We start from the raw sequence: 18,936 nt of genomic DNA on the forward strand, positions 1-18,936 counted from the left end.
GAGTCGGAGCGCTTTTTATTTGATATGCCAACTAGTGTCAGCAGGTCGTGGCGGTGTTTAATCAATCGCTGTATAACTGACCTGAAACCGTTCAGCCAAGCGTGTGTGGCGGTTGCATCATAAAAGTGACAATTTGAGAGTTTCTTCAGGTGCCCGTTCGGCTACTATGCTTGTAAGATATATCTTACATGAACGTCATTGGCGTTCTTCTGTTGAAAAGGTTTGTTGATGATTCAGGTTGAAGAAGTTACAAAGCTTCATGAGCTGTTGAGACATATCGAAATTTCATTGGAGGCCGCCGATGGGCCGAGGTGGTTTCGCGGTTCTGGCGACTTCGAGCACGAGCTTTTACCGTCGCTGCTACGCCATCCCGAAGTAAAGAACGGGAAAATTCGGGCTCTTGATCTCGAGGCCCGAGTAAACGCTAGATTTGCTCAGGTTAGCCCTCCATTTTTAACTCTCAATGGATCGCTAACTGAGTTTGATAAGATGTTTGTTGCCCAGCACTACGGGGTTCCAACACGTCTTTTGGATTGGTCAGAGAACCCGTTCATTGCACTCTATTTTGCGTTGTCTACAAGTAAGCCTGACAAACAGGCTTGCGTATGGGTGCTCGACCCTTTGTTATGGACTAAAGAATCGCTGAATAACCCAATGTTGCCTAGGATCCCGGATCCTGTTGATAATGCTGCAATTCGTTTTCTGGAGAGTTTGGCGGATCAATTGGCACCGCGGAACGATCCGATTGCTATCTTTGCAAACTACACGAATGCCCGCGTCGTCGCCCAAAGAGGAACGTTTACGATATTTGGTCAAGGTACGACGCCGATGGAGAAGATCCCGTATGCAAAAAAATGTCTGAAATGCTACGTGATTGACCCATCTGTAAGGCTTGAATTGCACAAGAAAATTCTTTCTATTGGCTATACGCATTCGGTAATTTATCCGGACCTTTCGGGGTTAGGGACCGAGCTTAAAACTTCTTTCGGATTTTGAGGTGAGTATGTTTGTTGTTCGTCCATTTCAAGCCACAACGTTGGCATATTGGTACGGCGAGCGCGATCAGCTTGATTTGTCGCCACCCTATCAACGAAGTTCTGGAGTTTGGTCAAATACAGATAAAGCTTTCCTAATTGATTCGATAATTAATGGGTATGATATTCCCAAGTTCTATATCGCTGATTTTAGCTATGTTAGCAGTGCATTAAACTTGAAAGGGCGCCCCTATGCCGTGATTGATGGTCGGCAGCGCTTTGAAGCGATTTTTGATTTTCTTGATAACCGTTTTCGTTTAAACAACGATATGGTATATCTCGGGGAAGAGCGGATCAGTTTGGCGGGGCTATTGTTTAACGAGATCAAAGAGCAATTTCCGAAAATCGCTCAACGTATCGAGAACTTCAACATTAACGTAATGTCGGTCCTGACCGATCAAGAAGAAAAAATTAACGATTTGTTTGTTCGTCTCAATAAGAGTAAGCCATTAACCGGTGCGGAAGTGCGTAGTGCAATGGTTGGAGAGGTGACTCGACTAATTAGGCAAATAGCAAAATCTGATTTTTTCAAGAAATACGTTTCGTTTAATACCAAGAGAAAACAAGACGAGAATGTCGCTGCGAAGATTTTGTTGATCGAGCATCGTTCTGGCTTTGTCGATACGAAGAAGGTAAACCTTGATCGGTTTGCGATGGAGGCGGCTCTTACCGAAACCGAATTTAACAACAGCGCTGAGCGCGTGCTAGAGGTCCTTGACGCGATGTGCGAGATTTTTGAACCTGGTGACTCGCTTTTGCGGTCTTCGGGCATTGTCCCATTGTATTATTGGCTTGCTAAGCACTATCCTAACGTCGATTTGCGTTGGGAAATGCAGGCATTTGAAGAGTATAGAAAAGATAACCCATCAACTGCGCCTATAGCAGCATATAATAAGGCAAGCCGCAGTACGAACGACCTTCTTAGCTATAAGGTCCGGTATGCCGTGCTTGAGGCGTTCTTAAAGCTAGAGCCAGGGAACTCTCTGCCGAATAACTTGGTTGCTAATCTCTCTTAGGACCGCGTCACCAGGGAGTCCGAGTTGCAGCGCTGTCGACCACTTGTTTGGCAAAGTGGCCGGCTTCCCCAACAGGTAGTTTTACCGCGGGATGGAACGGTTAGGCGGTCAACCATCCGACGAGCGCTAGCGTTGCGGGTACGCTCTGCACTACCAGGAAGCGGCGCGACACTGTTGCCGCACCCCACGCGCCCGCGACGACCACGCAGACGAGCCCGAACACGACGAACGCGCGCCCGATCGCCGGATTCCGGTGTAGCAGCCCCACCGCAAGCGCCGCCACCAGAAAGCCGTTGTAGCACCCCTGATTCGACATCAGCGGCGCCAGCGCATCCACGCGGTCCTCCTTGATGCCGAAGACCTTCCTGCCGCGCGTGCGGAATAGCACGGTCTCGATGAGGACGATGTAGACGTGGATGGCGATGACGACGGCGGTCAGGACGGTGGCGATCAGCAGCATGAACATTTCCGAAAAGTAAGGATGTCCATACTGTACCGCATCCGCCACCATCCGCGGTACTGCCTCAATGCATCAGTTTGTCCAGCGTGGGCTGCATCTCGCGCTGCCAGATCTTGTAGCCTTCGCCGTTCGGATGCAGCAGGTCGGGCATGATGTCCTTCGACAGGGTGCCGTCCGGCGCGAGGAACGCTTTATTGATGTTGAGGAAGAACACGCGCTTGCCGTCGGCCAGCTTCGGCAGCAGCGCGTTGACCTTCTCGTTGTTCATGCGCTGGGCGTCGTCCGCCTTCTCGGCGCGGGGGAAGATCGCGAGCAGCAGGATCTTCGTGCGCGGCAGGTGTTTCTGGATTTCCTGGATGTCGCGCTTGATGCCCGCGTAGAGCAGCTTCGGTTCTTCCATGCGGAAGCCCGTGTTGTTCGTGCCGATCATCATGACGGCCACCTTCGGCGCGATGCCGTCGATCTCGCCATGCTGCAGGCGCCACAGCACGTTTTCCGTGCGGTCGCCGCCGTAGCCCAGGTTCAGCGCGTGGTACTTGCCCCAGAACTCGTCCCACAGCGGCTTGTTGTGCTGCTCCCAGTTGTGCGTGATGGAGTCGCCGATGAAGACGAGCTCCGTCGGCTCGCCCGCAGCCTTGCGGCGTGCGATCTCGGCCAGTTTTTCTTCATGGCGCGGCATCCACCAGTCGAGCGACCACGATTCGTTCAGAGGCGACGGCGTCACGCTCGCCGTGCGGTAGTCCGGGCAGGTCTCGGTCGGCTTGCCGTTCTGCTCGATGCGGATGTTGGCGATCTCGACGTCGCCCTCGCCCGTGCCGTCCAGCGCGAACGGCTTCGTCACGGCGCTGAAGTCGTCGCCCTGGTGATGGAAGCACGACAGCGCATAGCTCAGGTGGCGCCAGCCCTTGCCCTGCGCGGCGCGCGCGGGGATCACGTCCGTGACCTTGCGCTCGCAACCCTGGCCGCAGTCGATGCGGTAGTTCAGTCCACCTTTCGCCAGCTCGTTGACCTTCAGGTCGAACGACACCGTGCCTTTCGCCAGATAGGGACGCAGGTCGAGCGGGGCGCTCTCCACGCGCACCGTCGAGAACCATGCGTTCTTCCACGAGAAGCCCAGCGCGTCGCCCGTGCCGTCCTTGTTCGTGCGGTGGACGTCGACGAGGGCGTTCGGCTGCTTGGCGTCGTCGTTCATGCGGCCGGTGTCGCCTTCCAGCGTGTGCTGGACGTCGAAGTCGCCGAACTTGACGCTGGCGCCAGGAAGCGCCTGGCCCACGTACAGCGGCAACGTGGGTGCGGGTGTGGCCGCGGTCGCGGCAGCGGCGGCCAGTGTGGACAGGAGGAGGGTGGCGGAATGGCGGAGTTTCATCGGTGTCTCTGGTTTGTTGTTTGGTCGAACAAATTGGTCAAAAAAAAGCGCCCACGAGGAGCGCTTTCTTCAGGCGAACCAGCTTACTGGATCTTGGCCTTCTTCATCAGTTCGTCGCGGTACGACGCCAGCTTGCGCTGCTGCAGCGATTCCGCGATTTGCTGCTTCACTTCTTCCATCGGCGGGACCTTGGCCGCGCGGACGTCTTCCAGCTTGATCACGTGGTAGCCGTATTGCGTCTTGACCGGGGTCTCCGTGATCTGGCCTTTTTGCAGCGAAGTCATGGCCTTCGAGAACTCAGGCACGAACGAGGCCGGGCTTGCCCAGTCCAGGTCGCCGCCGTTGGCTGCCGAACCCGGATCCTTCGATTGCTTGGCCAGGTCTTCGAACTTGGCGCCGCCTTTCAGCTTGGCGATGATCTGCTTGGCTTCGTCTTCCGTGCCGACGAGGATGTGGCGGGCGTGGTATTCCTTTTCGCCGACCTGGGCCTTGTACTTGTCGTACTCGGCCTTGATGTCCGCGTCCTTGACCGGGTTCTTCTTGATGTAATCGGCCAGCATCGCATTGATGATGATGCTCTGGCGGGCATTGTCGATTGCGTTCTTGACGTCCGGTCGGGTGCCGACGCCTTGCTTGTCGGCTTCCTGGATCAGGACTTCGCGGCCGATCAGGTCTTTCTTGATTGCCTCGCGCAGTTGCGGGGAATCGGTTGCCTTGCCTTGGGCGACGACCTGCTTGACCACCTGGTCAACCTTGGCCGCAGGGATGGGCTTGCCATTGACGGTCGCAACGTTCTGAGCGAACGACGGCAGGGCTACCATCGCGGTCATGGCTAACAACAGGCGGGCTGGCTTCACAATCATTTATTCGATCCTATCTAAAACCGGTCGTGGAAATCCGGTGGTCAACACGAAAAGTCGCCGGGGCGACGAAAAACCGGCGGCCTGTGCCGCCGGCGCTGCAATGTTACTGCACCTTTGCCTTCTTGACCATTTCTTCCTGGTACGCAGCCAGCTTTTGCTGGGTCAGCGCTTCGGAAATCTGCGGTTTGACTTCGTCCAGGCTCGGCAGCTTGGCCGGGCGGACGTCGTCCAGTTTGATCACGTGGTAGCCCACCTGGGTCTTGACCGGGGTGTCGGTGATCGCGCCTTTTTGCAGGTTGGTGAAGCCGGCAGCAAATTCCGGCGGGAAGGACGACGGGCTCGCCCAATCCAGGTCGCCACCGTTGTTGGCGGTGCCGGTGTCTTTCGACTGCTTGGCCAGGTCTTCGAACTTGGCGCCGCCCTTCAGCTTGGCGATGGCTGCCTTCGCTTCGTCTTCCGTCGCGAACAGGATATGGCGAACGTGGTATTCCTTGTCGCCCGTCTGCTTCGCGAAGCGGTCGTATTCGGCTTTCACTTCGGCGTCCGTCACCGGGTGCTTCGTGATGTAGTCGCGCGCGAGGGCGTTGATCACGATGGTCTGGCGCGCGTTCTCCAGCGCTGCCTTGACTTCCGGATTCTTGTCGTAGCCTTGCTTGATGGCTTCCTGCATCATCACTTCGCGCGAGATCAGGTCCTTCTTGATCGCCTCACGCAGTTGCGGGCTGTCGGTGCCCTGGCCCTGTGCCACGACCTGCTTGACGATGGCGTCGGCGCGCGAGGACGGGATAGCCTTGCCGTTCACCACGGCAAGGTTCTGTGCGAACGAAGGCGAGTATGCGAAAGATGCGGCGATAGCGATCAGGGCTAACAGCAGCCGTGCTGGCTTAAAGGTCATTTTGTTTCCTGTGAGGGGGTTGCTTGGACGAAGATTTGCTTAGTTTTTCTAATGCGTAGCAGATTCTGGGACAGCTTACTTAAGACTCACTGAAAGCGCGCCATCACGACTGCTCGGACGGTGCGACGGCGGTAATCGCCAGGGCATGTATGTCGGTGTGCATCATACCGTGCACGGCATCATATACCAGCCGATGACGCATGACCAGCCTCAGTCCCTCGAAGCGTTCCGAAACGATTTTCACTCGGTAATGACCGCCGCCGGACGCGGCGCCGGGGTGGCCCGCATGCAGGTGCGAATCGTCGCCGACGTCGAGTTCGGATGGGGCCAGCGCGGCGTCGAGCAGCTGGCGGATGCGTTCCACGCGGTCGTCCATCACGCGTCTCCCTTGCCGTGGCCTTGCGGCTGTTCCTGGTCGTCCATCTCGATGTACTTCGACAGCATCAGGGTCTGGGCGACGATGAACGCGAAGAAGATCGCCGTGATGCCGAACAGCTTGAAGTTCACCCACGCGCCCGTGTTGCCCTTGAAGACGATGAACGCCATGATGAGGTTCAGCACGCCGATCGCGGCGAAGAACGTCATCCACGCATAGCCGACCTTGACCCAGACGGCGTCCGGCAGCTTGATCTGCGCTTCCATCACCTTGCGCATCAGGTTGTTGCGGAACCCGACCTGCGCGACGAACAGCGCCAGCGCGAACGCCCAGTACAGGATCGTCGGCTTCCACTTGATGAAGTTCTCGTCGTGGAAGTAGATCGTCGCGCCGCCCGTCACGACGATGACGCCGAGGGACAGCCACAGCATGCCGTCCACCTTGCGGCCGCGCGCGAGCAGGTACAGGATCTGCAGCACCGTGGCGACGATGCCGACGGCCGACGCCAGCATGATTGGCGCCTGGTCGGGCGCGACGTTGCCGCCCGAGATCAGGCCACCCATGTACTGGACGGCGAGCGCATGCGCCGCGTCCTGGTGGCCGTCCGCGATCTTGTAGACGAGGAAGAAGAGGATGACCGGGAACAGGTCGAACAGGAATTTCATAAGCGGTTCAGTGTCGTTCAGGCCGGCTCGAACGTGAGCGCGGCCGAGTTGATGCAATAGCGCAGGCCCGTCGGCGGCGGGCCGTCCGGGAAGACGTGGCCCAGGTGGGCGTCGCAGACGGCGCAGATGATTTCCGTGCGCACCATGCCGTGGCTGCGGTCGACCTTCTCGATCACGTTGTCCGGATCGAGCGCGCGGAAATAGCTCGGCCAGCCGCAGCCGGAATCGAACTTCGCATCCGATTCGAACAGCGCCGTGCCGCAGCACACGCAGCGGTAGATGCCGTGCTCGTGGTGGTCCCAGTACTTGCCCGTGAAGGCGCGTTCGGTGGCCGCGTGGCGCGTCACCTGGTATTCCATCGGGTCCAGCTGGGCGCGCCACTCGGCGTCGCTCTTCGTCACTTTGTCGGTCATGATCCTTCTCGTTGATAGGTCAGGAGGAGCAGCTCACTTCGAGGTGGGCGGCCCAATCGGGCGGCAGCGCCGCGTAGGCGTCGTGTTCTGGCTGCTCGTCGAACGGACGCTCCAGCACCGACAGCAGCCGCGTTACTTCCGAATAGTCGCCATTCTGCGCCTTTTCGATGGCGACCTGGGCCAGGTAGTTGCGCAGGATGTATTTGGGGTTGACGGCGTGCATCGCAACCCGGCGCGCCGCATCGACGCTGCCTTCCTGGCGCAGCCGCGCGCGGTATTGCGCGGCCCACGCGTCGAAGGCGGGGCGGTCGAGGAACAGGTCGCGCAGCGGTGCATCGCTTGCTTCGCGCTCGGCATCCGCAACGTCCAGCCTGAGGTCGCCCAGGCGGCGGAAGAACAATGTGAAATCGACCTTGTTGTCCTGCATGAGCTGGAACATCGTGTCGGCCAGCGCGCGGTCGTCCTCGTGCGTCGTCGTCAGACCCAGCTTCGCGTGCAGCAGTTCGTCGAACCTGGTGCCGTACGCGTCGATGTAGACATCCAGTGCGGCCTGCGCCGCTTCCTGGTCGTCGATCAGCGGCAGCAGGGCGTTCGCGAGCGCATAGCAGTTCCAGTGCCCGACCGGCACCTGGTTCGCGTACGAATAGCGGCCGCCCTGGTCGGTGTGGTTGCAGATGTGGTCGACGTCGAACGCTTCCATGAAGCCGAACGGGCCGTAATCCAGGGTGATGCCCAGGATCGACATATTGTCCGTGTTCATCACGCCATGCATGAAGCCGACGGCCTGCCAGTGCGCGATGAGGACGCCCGTGCGGCGCGTCACTTCTTCCAGCAAGGCCAGATACGGATTCGGCGCGCCCGCGAGTTCCGGATAAAACGTCTTGATCACGTAGTCGGCCAGGATGCGCAGTTCTTCCGGCTTGTCGCGGTAGCGCCAGTGCTCGAACGAGCCGAAGCGCACGAAGCTCGGGGCCATGCGCGTGACGACGGCGGCCGTCTCCATCGTTTCGCGGATGATGCCCTTGTTCGAGCCCGTCACGACGAGTGCGCGCGTCGTCGGCACGCCGAGGGCGGCCATCGCTTCCGAGCAGAGGAATTCGCGGATCGAGGAGCGCAGCACGGCGCGGCCGTCGCCCATGCGCGAATAGGGCGTCATGCCCGCGCCTTTCAGCTGCAGTTCCATCCGGCCTTGCGGCCCGTCGATGTCGCCCAGCAGGATCGCGCGGCCGTCGCCCAACTGGCCGGCCCAGTGCCCGAACTGGTGGCCCGAATACACGGCCGCCAGCGGCTGCGCGCGCGCGGGTACCTCGTTGCCGGTGAAGACCGCGATGAAATCGTCGCGCGCGAGGTCGGCGGGATCCAGTCCGACGAGCCCCGCGGCCGGCGTGCTGGCCGCGACGAAGTACGGCGCGGGCAAGGGCGTCGGCATCAGGCGTGTATAGAACGCGGGCGGCAGTTCGGCAAAGCCATTGTCGAACGGCAGGTCGTCGGCGGTGCGGGTGGTGATGGCGCTTCCTTTGCTTGGATGTCGGGTCGTGGCCGGATTTTACCGTACACGGGCGGATTCTATGAGCCCACGGCGTGCGGACCTATCCGCGTTACATTCCGTAACCGTCTGGCAATGTTCGTTGACGATGGCTGCTGCGCCGCAGCATTGATTTCCATTGACGTTATCCGCACGATCGTTCGAAACTCTGCCGTTCGCAACCAGCGGAGACCACGATGACGAACGACCAGCCGCCGCTCATGGGCGGCATGATGGACCAGCCCCTCCTCATTTCGAACATCATCCGCTTCGCCGCCCGGCATTACGGCGGCAGCGAGATCGTGTCGCGCCGCGTCGAGGGCGACGTGCACCGTTACACCGTGCGCGACTGTGAAGCACGCGCGCGCCGGCTCGCGAATGTGCTTGGCGCGCAAGGCATCGCGCCAAGCCAGCGTGTGGCCACCCTCGCGTGGAACGGCTACCGGCACCTGGAGCTGTACTATGCCGTGTCCGGCTCCGGCGCCGTGCTGCACACGATCAATCCGCGGCTGCACGCGGACCAGATCGCGTACATCGTCAACCATGCCGAAGACCAGCTGCTGTTCTTCGACCTGACGTTCCTCCCGCTCGTCGAGGCGATCGCGCCGCATTGCCCGACCGTGAAGGCGTTCGTGCTGATGAGCGACCGCGCGCGCATGCCGGCGCAGACGTCCATCGCCAACCTGCTGTGCTACGAGGATCTGCTCGATGCAGCCTCGGCCGACTACGCATGGCCGGAATTCGACGAACGCGCGGCCGCCGCGCTGTGCTACACGTCGGGCACGACCGGCAATCCGAAGGGCGCGCTGTACTCGCACCGTTCGACTGTGCTGCATGCGTACGCATCGGCGATGCCGAACGTGCTGAACGTGGGCGCGGCGGACGTCGTGTCTCCGATCGTCCCGATGTTCCATGTGAATGCATGGGGCTTGCCGTATTCGGCGCTGCTGTCTGGCGCCAAGCTCGTGCTGCCGGGGCCGGCGCTGGACGGCAAGTCGCTGTACGCGTTGTTCGAGGCGGAGCGGGTGACCTTTTCCGCCGGCGTGCCGACCGTGTGGCTGGGCCTCGTCAACTACGTGCTGCAGAACGGGCTCGCGTTCTCCACGTTCCGCCGCACCGTGGTCGGCGGCGCGGCATGTCCGCCCGCGCTGATGGACACGCTGATCGACCGCCTGCACGTGCAGGTGATCCACGGCTGGGGCATGACGGAGATGTCGCCGCTCGGCACGACGGGCGGCCTGCTGGTGAAGCACCTCGATCTGCCTGTGGCGGACCAGCGCGCGATCCTGCAGAAACAGGGCCACGCCATCTTCGGCGTCGACATGAAGATCGTCGACGACGACGGCCACGAGCTGCCGTGGGACGGTCACACGTTCGGCCACCTAATCGTGAAGGGCCCGTGGATCGTCGCGCATTACTTCCGCGGCGAAGGCGGCGACGTGCTGCGGGACGGCTGGTTCCCGACGGGCGACGTGGCGACGATCGACCCCGACGGCTTCATGCAGATCACCGACCGCAGCAAGGACGTCATCAAGTCCGGCGGCGAGTGGATCGGGTCGATCGACATCGAGAACATCGCGATGGCGCATCCGGCCGTGCTGCAGGCCGCGTGCATCGGCGTGCGGCATCCGAAATGGGACGAGCGTCCGCTGCTCGTCGTCGTGCCGCGGCCGGGGGCGACCGTCACGCGCGACGAGATGCTGCGCTTCTTCGACGGGAAGGTCGCGAAGTTCTGGATGCCGGACGACGTCGTGTTCGTCGACGCCTTGCCGATGGGCGCGACGGGGAAGATCCTCAAGAACCGCTTGCGCGAGCAGTTCCGCGACCATCGCCTGCCGGGTACGGATCAAAAATAACACGACCGTTCTTTTAACGGTTATATTGTCGCCACCGCCAATCACACGCATCGAAGGAGACCCATGAGCGCCGACTACCAGGTTATCGACGACGTCGCCGTCATCACGCTGAACAACCCGCCCGTCAATGGCCTCGGCCTGGCGACGCGCACCGCGGCCGTGGAAGGCCTGCAGCGCGCCGCGCTGGACCCGGCCGTCAAGGCCATCGTCATCACGGGCGCCGGCAAGGCATTCTCGGGCGGCGCGGACATCCGCGAATTCAATTCGCCGAAGGCGCTCACGGAACCCACGCTGCACACGCTGATCCGCACCGTCGAGGACTCCGCCAAGCCCACGGTTGCCGCCATCCACACCGTGTGCATGGGCGGCGGACTGGAGCTGGCGCTGGGCGCCAACTACCGCGTCGCGCTGCCCGGCGCGCAGATCGCGCTGCCGGAAGTGAAGCTTGGCCTGCTGCCGGGCGCCGGTGGCACGCAGCGGCTGCCGCGCGTGCTGGGGCTGGAAACGGCACTGAACATGATCGTGACGGGGACGCCCGTGCTGTCGGAAAAACTCGCGGGAACAAAACTGTTCGACGAACTGCTGCCGGCCGGGTCTGGCCTCGTGGCCGGCGCCGTCGCGTTCGCGCGCCGCGTCGCCGGCGTGCGGCCGCTGCCGAAGGTGCGCGAGCGCCAGGTCGAACATCCGGATGCGGCGGCGTTCCTCGCCGCCGCGCGTGCGCGCGTGAAGGCGGAGGCGGGGCCGTTCCCGGCGCCCGTCGAGTGCGTGGAGACGGTGGCGGCTTCGGTCGAAAAACCGTTCGAGGACGGCCTGAAATTCGAGCGCGAGCGCTTCATCCACCTCACGCAGACGACGGAATCGAAGGCGCTGCGCCACGCATTCTTCGCCGAGCGCGCGGCCAGCAAGGTGCCCGACGTCCCGGCCGACACGCTGGTCCGCGACATCCGCAGCGCGGCCGTCGTCGGCGCCGGCACGATGGGCGGCGGCATCGCGATGGCGCTCGCGAATGCAGGCTTGCCCGTGACGATCGTCGAGACGACGCAGGCCGCGCTGGACAAGGGCCTCGCCACGATCCGCAAGAATTACGAGAACACGGTCAGGAAGGGCAAGCTGGCGCCGGAAAAGGCGGAGCAGCGCATCGCGCTGATTGGCGGCACGCTGGATTTCGCCCACATTGCCCAGGCCGACATCGTCATCGAGGCCGTGTTCGAGGACATGGAGGTGAAGGAGACCGTGTTCCGCCGGCTGGACGCCACGATGAAGCCGGGCGCGATCCTCGCGTCGAACACGTCCACCTTGGACCTGAACCGCATCGCATCATTCACGGCACGCCCGCAGGACGTGATCGGCCTGCATTTCTTCAGTCCCGCCAACGTGATGAAGTTGCTGGAGATCGTGCGCGGCGCCGCGACGGGCAAGGACGTGCTGGCGACGGCGCTGGCGCTGGCGAAGAAAATCAGGAAGACGGGCGTCGTGTCCGGCGTGTGCGACGGCTTCATCGGCAACCGCATGGTCGAGCAGTACATCCGCCAGGCCGGCTTCCTGCTGGACGAGGGCGCTCTGCCGCAGCAGGTCGACGCCGCGATCGAGCGCTTCGGCTTCGCCATGGGGCCGTTCCGCATGGGTGACCTCGCGGGCAACGACGTGGGCTGGTACATCCGCAAGCGCCGTGCCATCGAGTCGCCCGGCGTGAAGTATTCGCAGACGGCCGACCTGCTGTGCGAGGCGGGCCGTTTCGGCCAGAAGACGGGTGCCGGCTGGTACGACTACGAGGCCGGCGACCGCACGCCGCGGGCATCAAGCTGGGTCGACGAGATGATCGTCAGGCATTCGCAGGACCTCGGCATCGCGCGCCGCTCGATCGCGGACGAGGAGATCGTCGAGCGCCTCGTCTATGCACTGGTGAACGAGGGCGCGCAGATCCTGGAAGAGGGCATCGCTTTGCGCGCATCGGACATCGACATGGTGTATTTGTCCGGCTACGGCTTCCCGCTGTTCCGCGGCGGCCCGATGTTCTATGCGGACACCGTCGGCCTGGCCACCGTGCTCGCCGCGATCGGAAAGTATGCGCGCGGCTACCACGGCGAGGCGTGGACGCCGGCGCCGCTGCTCGTGCGCCTCGCGCAGGAAGGCAGGACCTTCAACGGCTGACGCCTGGGGCGATGCCGCGCATGCGCCACAATGTGAGCGCGGCACCGGCGTACCACAGCGCCTGCAGGCTTGTGAGCAGCACCAGCGAATGCGTGTGCATGCGCAGGCCGCTGGCGGCCGCGAACGCGGTGCCCAGGCCTGCCGGCAGCGCGAGCGCCGCGAGCAGCCGCGTCGCGCGGGCGTTCGACCATGACAGGCAGCACATGCCGGCACCCATCCCGACGAGGCCCGCTTTCGTCAGCATCTGGATGGAGATCGCCACGAGGTTGAAGGTGACCGTCGTGGCATCGGCCGGCCAGCCGTGGTCCAGCGCCGTCTGGGCCAGCGGGGCAGTGATGAAGCCGTCCAGCAGCATCGCGCCGCCGACGGCGCCGCAGCCGAGCGCGTGGCAGATCGATCCGAACGCCACGGCCGGCCGGCGCGCATCGAGTGCCAGCGCCAGCGTGGTGACGCCGTACAGCAGCACGGCCACGACGCCGAACAGCGCGCCGTGAACGAGGGCCGCACTCGTGCCGAGGCGTGCGAGCGCGGCCATCCTGTCCGCGTAGGTCGTGGCGTGTCCCATGACGGGATGGTGCGCGAGCAGGGCGACCATCGTCGCGCTGGCGACGACGAGCGCCCAGGCGGCGAGCGGGATGGCGCGGATCGGTGCGGTCGGCGACGAGTCGGCTGCGGGGTGGCTCATGGTATGGTGATCCTTTCTGATAAAAACGACATTGGACCAGGCGCGGTCGCGCCGTTGGCGGACGCCCCTCGGCGCGGCATCCGCTAGCGGACATTCGGCGCGCACTGTCCGGAACGGGAGACGGGATGGTGGAGGCGGTACTGGACAGGCGCCGGCAGCGCACGCGCAAGGCGGCCGTGGCGGCGTTCATCGAATTGCTGATGGAGCAGGGCTATGAAGCGGTCGCGATGACGGCGGTGGCCGAGCGGGCGGACCTCGGCCGTTCCACGTTGTACGAACACTTCCGCACGAAGGACGACCTGCTGGACGCATCGCTCGCCTGGCCGCTCGGCGTGCTGGCGGCCGATCCGCCCGACGTGGCCGCGCTGCTGCGCCTGATCGAGCACGTGCGCGAACGGTCCGGCGCCGTGCGCATCATGCTGGAACAGCCACTGCGCTCGCGCATCGCGCGCATGCTGGCGGCGAGAAGCAGCCCCGGCCTGCGCGCACGGGGCGTGCCCGCGGCGCGCGCGGACGTGCGCGCGCTCGCGTGCGCGGAGGGCCAGTTGGCCGCGCTCGCGGCGTGGATGCGCGGCGGCACCATCGCGGCGCCGGCGCTCGCAGAGGAACTCGCGCGGCTGTCCCTCGCCGCCGCGCGGCTGGAATGCCCCTGATGCCGACGTGGCGGCCGTCGTGCTAGGCTAGGTGCCTCGCGACGAACGAGTCCACATGAAGAACGCTCTCCTGATCGCGACCGCCTGCCTCCTTGGACTGTTGTCCACGACGGGCGCGTCGCTGCCGTACCCCATCCTGCCGCCGCTGTTCGTGAACGGCGCGCCGGACAGCCTCACGCACTTCCTCGGCCTGCCGCCGAAACTGTTGTTCGCGATCGCGCTGATGGTGAACCCCGTCGGCCTGCTGCTGGGCACCGCGGTCCTCGGCTCGCTGTCCGACCGCTACGGGCGCCGGCCGCTGCTGCTCGTGACGGCGGCCGGCGCCGCCGTCGGCCACGTGCTCACGGCGTGGGCACTGGCCAGCCGCTCGTATCCGCTGTTCCTCGCCGCCCGTTTCGGCACGGGCCTGCTCGAAGGCCACAGTGCGATCGTCCGCGCGATGCTGGCCGACCGGCTGCAAGGCCCGCTGCGCAACCATGCGCTGTCGTGGCTGAACGGTGCGCTGCACCTGGGGTGGTTGTTCGGGCCCTTGCTGGCCGGCTTCACGATCGCGTGGGGCATCACCGTGCCGTTCTACATCGCGGCCGGAGCGCTGCTGCTGGGCGCCATCCTCGTCGGCGTGGCGCTGGAGCGTGCGCCGCGCGCGGCCGGGCCGTCGTGGTGGAGCGTCGCGCGCGAACGCCACGCGTTCAACCTGCTGCGTCACGACGGCCTGCGCGCGCTGTTCGGTGTGCAGCTCGCGTACACGTGCGGCGTCACGGCGTTCTACGAGTTCTATCCGCTGTGGCTCGTCGAGGTGGGGCATTACGACACCCGCGCGATCGCGCTCGTCAATGTCGGCATGTGCGGCCTGATGACGTGTTCCGCGCTGTTCGCCGGGCGTGCGAGCCGTACGGAACCGATGCGCCGCGCGGCTTGGCTCGCCGCATGCGTTGCGCTCGCGATCGGCTCGCTGGGCGTGGGCCACCTGTGGGTGGGGCTCGTCGGCATCATGGCGTTCGGGCTGCCGCATGCGTTCTACAATGCCGTCGTCCAGGCGTGGGCCGCGGACCGATTCGGCGCGGGCCACGGGCAAGGTGCCGTCATGGGCCTGTTGTCGACGACGTTCTGCCTCGCGAACATCCTGATGGCGGCTGCGGGCGCCGTGCTGACGCTCGTCGACACGCGCCTCGTGCTGCTGGCGGGGGCGATCCTCACGGCATGGGCCGCGAACCGGATGCGCACGTGGGGCCGTCCGTCCGTGGCCGGGCTGCCGCCGGCCGCGTAACCGGCACTTTTGGAGACGACATGAGCACGCCGCAGAACATCTACGACGACCCCGACTTCTTTGCCGGCTACCGCGACCTGCGCACGCACGACAGCGGCTTGAACGGCGTGCTCGAGATGCCCGCGCTGCAGGCGCTGCTGCCCGACCTGGCCGGTGCCCACGTGCTGGACCTGGGTTGCGGCTTCGGCGATTTCGCCCGTTTCGCGCGGGAGCGTGGAGCTGCCTCGGTGACGGGCGTGGATGTCTCTGCGCGGATGCTGCGCGAGGCCGTTCTGCGCACGCATGATCCGGCGATCGTCTACGTACACGGCGCGATCGAAGCGTATCGCCCCGCGCGTATGTTCGACCTCGCGGTGTCGTCGCTCGCGCTGCACTACGTCGAGGATTACGCTGGTGTCGTACGGCGCGTGTTCGATGCGCTGGCGCCAGGCGGGTGCTTCATGTTCTCCGTCGAGCATCCGATGTGCACGGCGCATCCCGTCGGCTGGGTGAAAGATGCCGATGGCACGAAGCTGCACTGGCCCGTCGACCGCTACCGCGACGAGGGACCGCGCGCGACGCGCTGGTTCGTGGACGGCGTCGTGAAATACCACCGCACGGTCGAGACCTATGTCGGCACGTTGCTGGCCGCGGGTTTCGCGCTCACGCACGTGGGCGAGCCCGGACCGACGCCGGCCGCCCTCGCGGCGCGTCCGGATCTCGCGAACGAGAAACGCCGCCCGCCGTTCCTGCTGCTGGCCGCCCGCCGGCCGGCCTGAGTCGCTACGTCGCGGGCACCAGCGCCTTCAGGATCGGCTGCACGAAATCGTCGCGCTTGAAGTCGTACAGCAGGAAGTCGCTGGAGAACTGCCAGTACGCCCACGCGAAGCGGTATTTTTCTGCCGTGCGGGCGACGGTGGCCGTCCACAGTGCGCGCTCGTCCATCGCCCCCTTGTCGTAGGCGCCGAATTCGCCGAGGAAGACGGGGCGGCCGCTCGCGTCGCTCCATGCCTTCACGGCGGCGAAATCCGTGTCGATGCGAGCGCGCTCGGCCGCGGTGCCGAAGTGGACGCCCGTCGTCGAGCGGATGGGTTCGTCGGCCCACGACGCGCCCTGGTGCGTGAACGGGAACGGGTCGTAGTAGTGGAACGTGGCGATGAGGTGGCGGTCGTCGGCGGGCAGCTGCAAGTCCTTCAACGTGCTGCGGCTGTTCCACTGCACGCCGCCGAGGATCACGTTGCGCGTGGGGTTCGTCTTGCGCATCACGGCCAGCACCTGCGGGAAGCTCGCGTTCCACGTGGCCGCATCGAACTGGCCGTGCGGCTCGTTCAGCAGTTCGAAGATCACGGTGTTCGGCTCGTTGCGGTAGCGCTCCGCGAGCTGGGCCCAGACGGCTTTCAGCTTCGGCATGCAGGCGGGGACGTCTTTCGAGCACTCGTCGAAATCGTGTTCGTCGATGATCACGTTCAGGCCATGCTTGCGCGCCGTCGCGACGACCCAGTCGAGGCGGTTCAGCCAGCGCGGATCGAGCCGGTTCTGCGCGTCGAGCGCGCGGAACGCGAACAGCACGGCGCGCACCGTCGAGAAGCCGGCCGCCTTGATCTTCGCGAAGTGCTCGTCCTTGTAGTTGCCCTGGGCGCCGTCGCGCCAGAACGGGTCGTAGCCGATGATGTTCACGCCGCGGCCCATCTGGTGCACCTGGTCGTGCGCGGACAGTTCCGTGAACTGCGACGTGGCGGGCGGCGGGTTCGGCGGCGGGTCGGCCGCGAGCGCCGCGTGGGTGGCGAACGTGAGGGCGGCGGCGAGGTGCGGCAGCTTGAACATGGGGTCTCCATCGTTATCGTTATCGGGCCGTGTCGATGGTAGCGCTAACTGGGCGGGATGCCAAGCGTGTCGACGCATCCGGATTATCGTGACGCGAACGAAAAAAGCCGCGGGTAGCGGCGGCTTCCCGGGAAGCGGGAAAGCTCAGTCGCCCGCGTAGATATCGGTGTCCTTCGTCTCGCGCACGAACAGCATGCCGATGACGACGGTGGCCAGGGCGACGACGATCGGATACCACAGGCCGTAGTAGATGTTGCCGTTGGCGGCGACGAGGGCGAACGCCGTCGTCGGCAGCAGGCCGCCGAACCAGCCGTTGCCGATATGGTAGGGCAGCGACATCGACGTGTAGCGGATCCGCGTGGGGAACATCTCGACGAGCATCGCGGCGATGGGGCCGTAGACCATCGTCACGTACAGCACGAGCACGAACAGGAGCAGCACGAGCATCGGCTTGTTCAGCTGCGTGGGATCGGCCTTCGGCGGATAGCCGGCGGCCTTCAGGGCGGCGCCCAGGCCCTTCTTCAGCGCCACTTCGCGGTCGCGGCTGGCCGGGTCGAAGTTCAGCCCATCCGGCGTCATGGTCGCGTCGAACGACGGGTAGACCTTGTCGCCGACCTTGACGCTGGCGATGGTGCCGCTCGCCGCATCCTGGCGCGTGTAGCTGACGGAGGCGGCCGTCAGCTGCGCCGTCGCGATGTCGCACGATGACGGGAATTTCTTCGTGCCCGTCGCGTTGAACTGGAAGTGGCACGACGCCGGATCGGCCACGACGACGACGGGCGAGTTGTCCAGCGCCGCCTCCAGTGCCGGGTTGCCGTAGTGCGTGAGGCCCTTGAAGATGGGGATATAGGTGAGCGCGGCGATCAGGCAGCCCGCCATGATGATCGTCTTGCGGCCGATGCGGTCGGACAGGGAGCCGAATACGATGAAGAACGGCGTCGCGAGGGCGAGCGCGATGGCGATGAGGACGTTCGCGGTGGCGTCGTCGATCTTCAGCGTCTTGGTGAGGAAGAACAGCGCATAGAACTGCCCGGTGTACCAGACGACGGCCTGGCCCATCACGACGCCCAGCAGCGCGAGCAGGGCGATTTTGCCGTTGTTCCAGGTCAGGAACGCCTCGCTCAGCGGCGCCTTCGACGTGCGGCCGTCGGCCTTCATCCGGACGAATGCGGGCGACTCGTTCATCGACATGCGGATCCACACGGACACCGCGAGCAGCAGCACGGACACGAGGAACGGAATGCGCCAGCCCCAGGCATCGAACGCGGCCGTGTCCATGCCCGCGCGCACACCCGTGATGACGAGCAGCGACAGGAATAGCCCGAGCGTGGCCGTCGTCTGGATCCACGACGTGAAGTAGCCGCGGCGGCCGTGCGGCGCATGTTCGGCGACGTAGGTGGCGGCGCCGCCGTATTCGCCGCCGAGCGCGAGGCCCTGCAGGATGCGCAGGGTGACGAGCACAATGGGCGCGGCGATGCCGATCGACGCGTAGGCCGGCAGCAGGCCCACGATGAACGTGGAGCCGCCCATGATCAGGATCGTGATGAGGAATGTGTACTTGCGGCCGATCATGTCGCCCAGGCGCCCGAACACGAGCGCGCCGAACGGGCGCACGATGAAGCCGGCAGCGAAGGCCAGCAGGGCGAAGATGAACGACGTGGTCGGGTCACCGATGAAGAACTGCTTTGCGATCACCGTCGCCAGCGAACCGTACAGGTAAAAGTCGTACCATTCGAAAATGGTGCCGAGCGAGGACGCGAAGATGACTTTGCGCTCTTCCTTCGTCAGTCCAACGCCTTTCGGCATGGATTTGCCGCCCGCAGCCATGCCGGGTGTTACTGCCATTGTGGTCTCCTGTCTGATTATTGTGTGCGCAGCCCGATGGCGCGGGCTACCCGCCGACTGTGC

The 18,936-nt window shown here is 64.0% G+C and carries 18 protein-coding genes; 7 read left to right on the plus strand and 11 right to left on the minus strand.

Annotated elements, in window-relative coordinates; genetic code table 11:
• The first annotated feature begins 228 nt into the window (after positions 1-228).
• Together HAV22_RS20970 and HAV22_RS20975 are read left to right on the plus strand one after the other, a co-directional pair.
• On the plus strand, positions 229-996 hold the full coding sequence (locus tag HAV22_RS20970; protein ID WP_166861709.1) for an FRG domain-containing protein: 768 nt from the start codon (positions 229-231) through the stop codon (positions 994-996).
• A 7-nt stretch (positions 997-1,003) separates the two neighbouring features.
• Positions 1,004-2,050 carry a GmrSD restriction endonuclease domain-containing protein gene (locus HAV22_RS20975; protein ID WP_229421350.1) on the plus strand — a complete coding sequence of 349 codons (1,047 nt, stop codon included), beginning with the start codon at positions 1,004-1,006 and terminating at the stop codon, positions 2,048-2,050.
• Between the two features lie 100 nt (positions 2,051-2,150).
• Here the strand turns inward: HAV22_RS20975 and HAV22_RS20980 are convergent, their stop codons facing one another.
• The 8 genes from HAV22_RS20980 to HAV22_RS21015 form a co-directional block, all read right to left on the minus strand.
• Positions 2,151-2,510 carry a DUF1304 domain-containing protein gene (locus tag HAV22_RS20980; RefSeq protein WP_166861711.1) on the minus strand — a complete coding sequence of 120 codons (360 nt, stop codon included), beginning with the start codon at positions 2,508-2,510 and terminating at the stop codon, positions 2,151-2,153.
• 64 nt (positions 2,511-2,574) lie between these two features.
• The gene (locus tag HAV22_RS20985; RefSeq protein ID WP_166861712.1) at positions 2,575-3,876 is read right to left on the minus strand and encodes a GDSL-type esterase/lipase family protein; all 1,302 of its coding nucleotides are present in this window, start codon (positions 3,874-3,876) and stop codon (positions 2,575-2,577) included.
• 83 nt (positions 3,877-3,959) lie between these two features.
• Positions 3,960-4,739, minus strand: a complete 780-nt coding sequence (locus tag HAV22_RS20990; RefSeq protein ID WP_166861713.1) for a peptidylprolyl isomerase — start codon at positions 4,737-4,739, stop codon at positions 3,960-3,962.
• 103 nt (positions 4,740-4,842) lie between these two features.
• Positions 4,843-5,634 carry a peptidylprolyl isomerase gene (locus HAV22_RS20995; RefSeq protein WP_075791202.1) on the minus strand — a complete coding sequence of 264 codons (792 nt, stop codon included), beginning with the start codon at positions 5,632-5,634 and terminating at the stop codon, positions 4,843-4,845.
• A gap of 103 nt (positions 5,635-5,737) precedes the next feature.
• Complete coding sequence (locus tag HAV22_RS21000) at positions 5,738-6,010, minus strand: BolA family protein (RefSeq protein WP_166861714.1); 273 nt, start codon at positions 6,008-6,010, stop codon at positions 5,738-5,740.
• Positions 6,010-6,675 carry a septation protein A gene (locus tag HAV22_RS21005; RefSeq protein WP_166861715.1) on the minus strand — a complete coding sequence of 222 codons (666 nt, stop codon included), beginning with the start codon at positions 6,673-6,675 and terminating at the stop codon, positions 6,010-6,012. Before HAV22_RS21005 ends, HAV22_RS21000 begins: the two co-directional genes overlap by 1 nt.
• Before the next feature lie 17 nt (positions 6,676-6,692).
• Positions 6,693-7,088 carry a peptide-methionine (R)-S-oxide reductase MsrB gene (msrB, locus tag HAV22_RS21010; protein ID WP_166861716.1) on the minus strand — a complete coding sequence of 132 codons (396 nt, stop codon included), beginning with the start codon at positions 7,086-7,088 and terminating at the stop codon, positions 6,693-6,695.
• A 19-nt stretch (positions 7,089-7,107) separates the two neighbouring features.
• A complete protein-coding gene (locus HAV22_RS21015; protein WP_443098492.1) occupies positions 7,108-8,595 on the minus strand; it encodes a protein adenylyltransferase SelO in 1,488 nt (495 codons plus the stop codon).
• A gap of 215 nt (positions 8,596-8,810) precedes the next feature.
• Between HAV22_RS21015 and HAV22_RS21020 the strand changes: the two genes are divergently transcribed.
• Both HAV22_RS21020 and HAV22_RS21025 read left to right on the plus strand, forming a co-directional pair.
• Positions 8,811-10,469 (plus strand): 3-(methylthio)propionyl-CoA ligase, encoded by a 1,659-nt coding sequence (locus HAV22_RS21020; protein ID WP_229421342.1) that lies wholly within the window; start codon positions 8,811-8,813, stop codon positions 10,467-10,469.
• A gap of 63 nt (positions 10,470-10,532) precedes the next feature.
• A complete protein-coding gene (locus HAV22_RS21025) occupies positions 10,533-12,620 on the plus strand; it encodes a 3-hydroxyacyl-CoA dehydrogenase NAD-binding domain-containing protein (RefSeq protein ID WP_166861717.1) in 2,088 nt (695 codons plus the stop codon).
• Here the strand turns inward: HAV22_RS21025 and HAV22_RS21030 are convergent.
• The gene (locus tag HAV22_RS21030; RefSeq protein WP_166861718.1) at positions 12,610-13,305 is read right to left on the minus strand and encodes a hypothetical protein; all 696 of its coding nucleotides are present in this window, start codon (positions 13,303-13,305) and stop codon (positions 12,610-12,612) included. The two genes, HAV22_RS21025 and HAV22_RS21030, sit on opposite strands and share 11 nt — an antisense overlap.
• A 125-nt stretch (positions 13,306-13,430) precedes the next feature.
• Here HAV22_RS21030 and HAV22_RS21035 point away from each other — a divergent pair, with 125 nt between their 5' ends.
• The 3 genes from HAV22_RS21035 to HAV22_RS21045 are packed head-to-tail and all read left to right on the plus strand — an operon-like array spanning position 13,431 to position 15,983.
• Positions 13,431-13,958: a TetR/AcrR family transcriptional regulator gene (locus tag HAV22_RS21035; RefSeq protein WP_166861719.1), complete on the plus strand. Its 528-nt coding sequence runs from the start codon at positions 13,431-13,433 to the stop codon at positions 13,956-13,958.
• Positions 13,959-14,013: 55 nt separating this feature from the next.
• Complete coding sequence (locus tag HAV22_RS21040; protein ID WP_166861720.1) at positions 14,014-15,225, plus strand: MFS transporter; 1,212 nt, start codon at positions 14,014-14,016, stop codon at positions 15,223-15,225.
• 20 nt (positions 15,226-15,245) lie between these two features.
• Entirely contained in the window at positions 15,246-15,983 is a 738-nt protein-coding gene (locus HAV22_RS21045; protein ID WP_166861721.1) for a class I SAM-dependent methyltransferase, read from the plus strand.
• Between the two features lie 4 nt (positions 15,984-15,987).
• Here HAV22_RS21045 and HAV22_RS21050 read toward each other — a convergent pair whose 3' ends face one another.
• Complete coding sequence (locus HAV22_RS21050) at positions 15,988-17,028, minus strand: glycoside hydrolase family 5 protein (RefSeq protein ID WP_208296296.1); 1,041 nt, start codon at positions 17,026-17,028, stop codon at positions 15,988-15,990.
• 144 nt (positions 17,029-17,172) lie between these two features.
• Positions 17,173-18,873, minus strand: a complete 1,701-nt coding sequence (locus HAV22_RS21055; protein WP_229421343.1) for an MFS transporter — start codon at positions 18,871-18,873, stop codon at positions 17,173-17,175.
• Between the last annotated feature and the right edge of the window lie 63 nt (positions 18,874-18,936).

It is taken from the genome of Telluria antibiotica (genome assembly GCF_011682055.1).
In the GTDB taxonomy this organism is placed as follows: Bacteria; Pseudomonadota; Gammaproteobacteria; order Burkholderiales; family Burkholderiaceae_D; genus Telluria; species Telluria antibiotica.

Bases quoted from the DNA above. Each gene is read 5' to 3' on its own strand.
- HAV22_RS20970 (WP_166861709.1), top strand. From the start codon at position 229: ATGATTCAGGTTGAAGAAGTTACAAAGCTTCATGAGCTGTTGAGACAT.
- HAV22_RS20975 (WP_229421350.1), top strand. From the start codon at position 1,004: ATGTTTGTTGTTCGTCCATTTCAAGCCACAACGTTGGCATATTGGTAC.
- HAV22_RS20980 (WP_166861711.1), bottom strand. From the start codon at position 2,510: ATGCTGCTGATCGCCACCGTCCTGACCGCCGTCGTCATCGCCATCCAC.
- HAV22_RS20985 (WP_166861712.1), bottom strand. From the start codon at position 3,876: ATGAAACTCCGCCATTCCGCCACCCTCCTCCTGTCCACACTGGCCGCC.
- HAV22_RS20990 (WP_166861713.1), bottom strand. From the start codon at position 4,739: ATGATTGTGAAGCCAGCCCGCCTGTTGTTAGCCATGACCGCGATGGTA.
- HAV22_RS20995 (WP_075791202.1), bottom strand. From the start codon at position 5,634: ATGACCTTTAAGCCAGCACGGCTGCTGTTAGCCCTGATCGCTATCGCC.
- HAV22_RS21000 (WP_166861714.1), bottom strand. From the start codon at position 6,010: ATGGACGACCGCGTGGAACGCATCCGCCAGCTGCTCGACGCCGCGCTG.
- HAV22_RS21005 (WP_166861715.1), bottom strand. From the start codon at position 6,675: ATGAAATTCCTGTTCGACCTGTTCCCGGTCATCCTCTTCTTCCTCGTC.
- msrB (WP_166861716.1), bottom strand. From the start codon at position 7,088: ATGACCGACAAAGTGACGAAGAGCGACGCCGAGTGGCGCGCCCAGCTG.
- HAV22_RS21020 (WP_229421342.1), top strand. From the start codon at position 8,811: ATGACGAACGACCAGCCGCCGCTCATGGGCGGCATGATGGACCAGCCC.
- HAV22_RS21025 (WP_166861717.1), top strand. From the start codon at position 10,533: ATGAGCGCCGACTACCAGGTTATCGACGACGTCGCCGTCATCACGCTG.
- HAV22_RS21030 (WP_166861718.1), bottom strand. From the start codon at position 13,305: ATGAGCCACCCCGCAGCCGACTCGTCGCCGACCGCACCGATCCGCGCC.
- HAV22_RS21035 (WP_166861719.1), top strand. From the start codon at position 13,431: ATGGTGGAGGCGGTACTGGACAGGCGCCGGCAGCGCACGCGCAAGGCG.
- HAV22_RS21040 (WP_166861720.1), top strand. From the start codon at position 14,014: ATGAAGAACGCTCTCCTGATCGCGACCGCCTGCCTCCTTGGACTGTTG.
- HAV22_RS21045 (WP_166861721.1), top strand. From the start codon at position 15,246: ATGAGCACGCCGCAGAACATCTACGACGACCCCGACTTCTTTGCCGGC.
- HAV22_RS21050 (WP_208296296.1), bottom strand. From the start codon at position 17,028: ATGTTCAAGCTGCCGCACCTCGCCGCCGCCCTCACGTTCGCCACCCAC.
- HAV22_RS21055 (WP_229421343.1), bottom strand. From the start codon at position 18,873: ATGGCAGTAACACCCGGCATGGCTGCGGGCGGCAAATCCATGCCGAAA.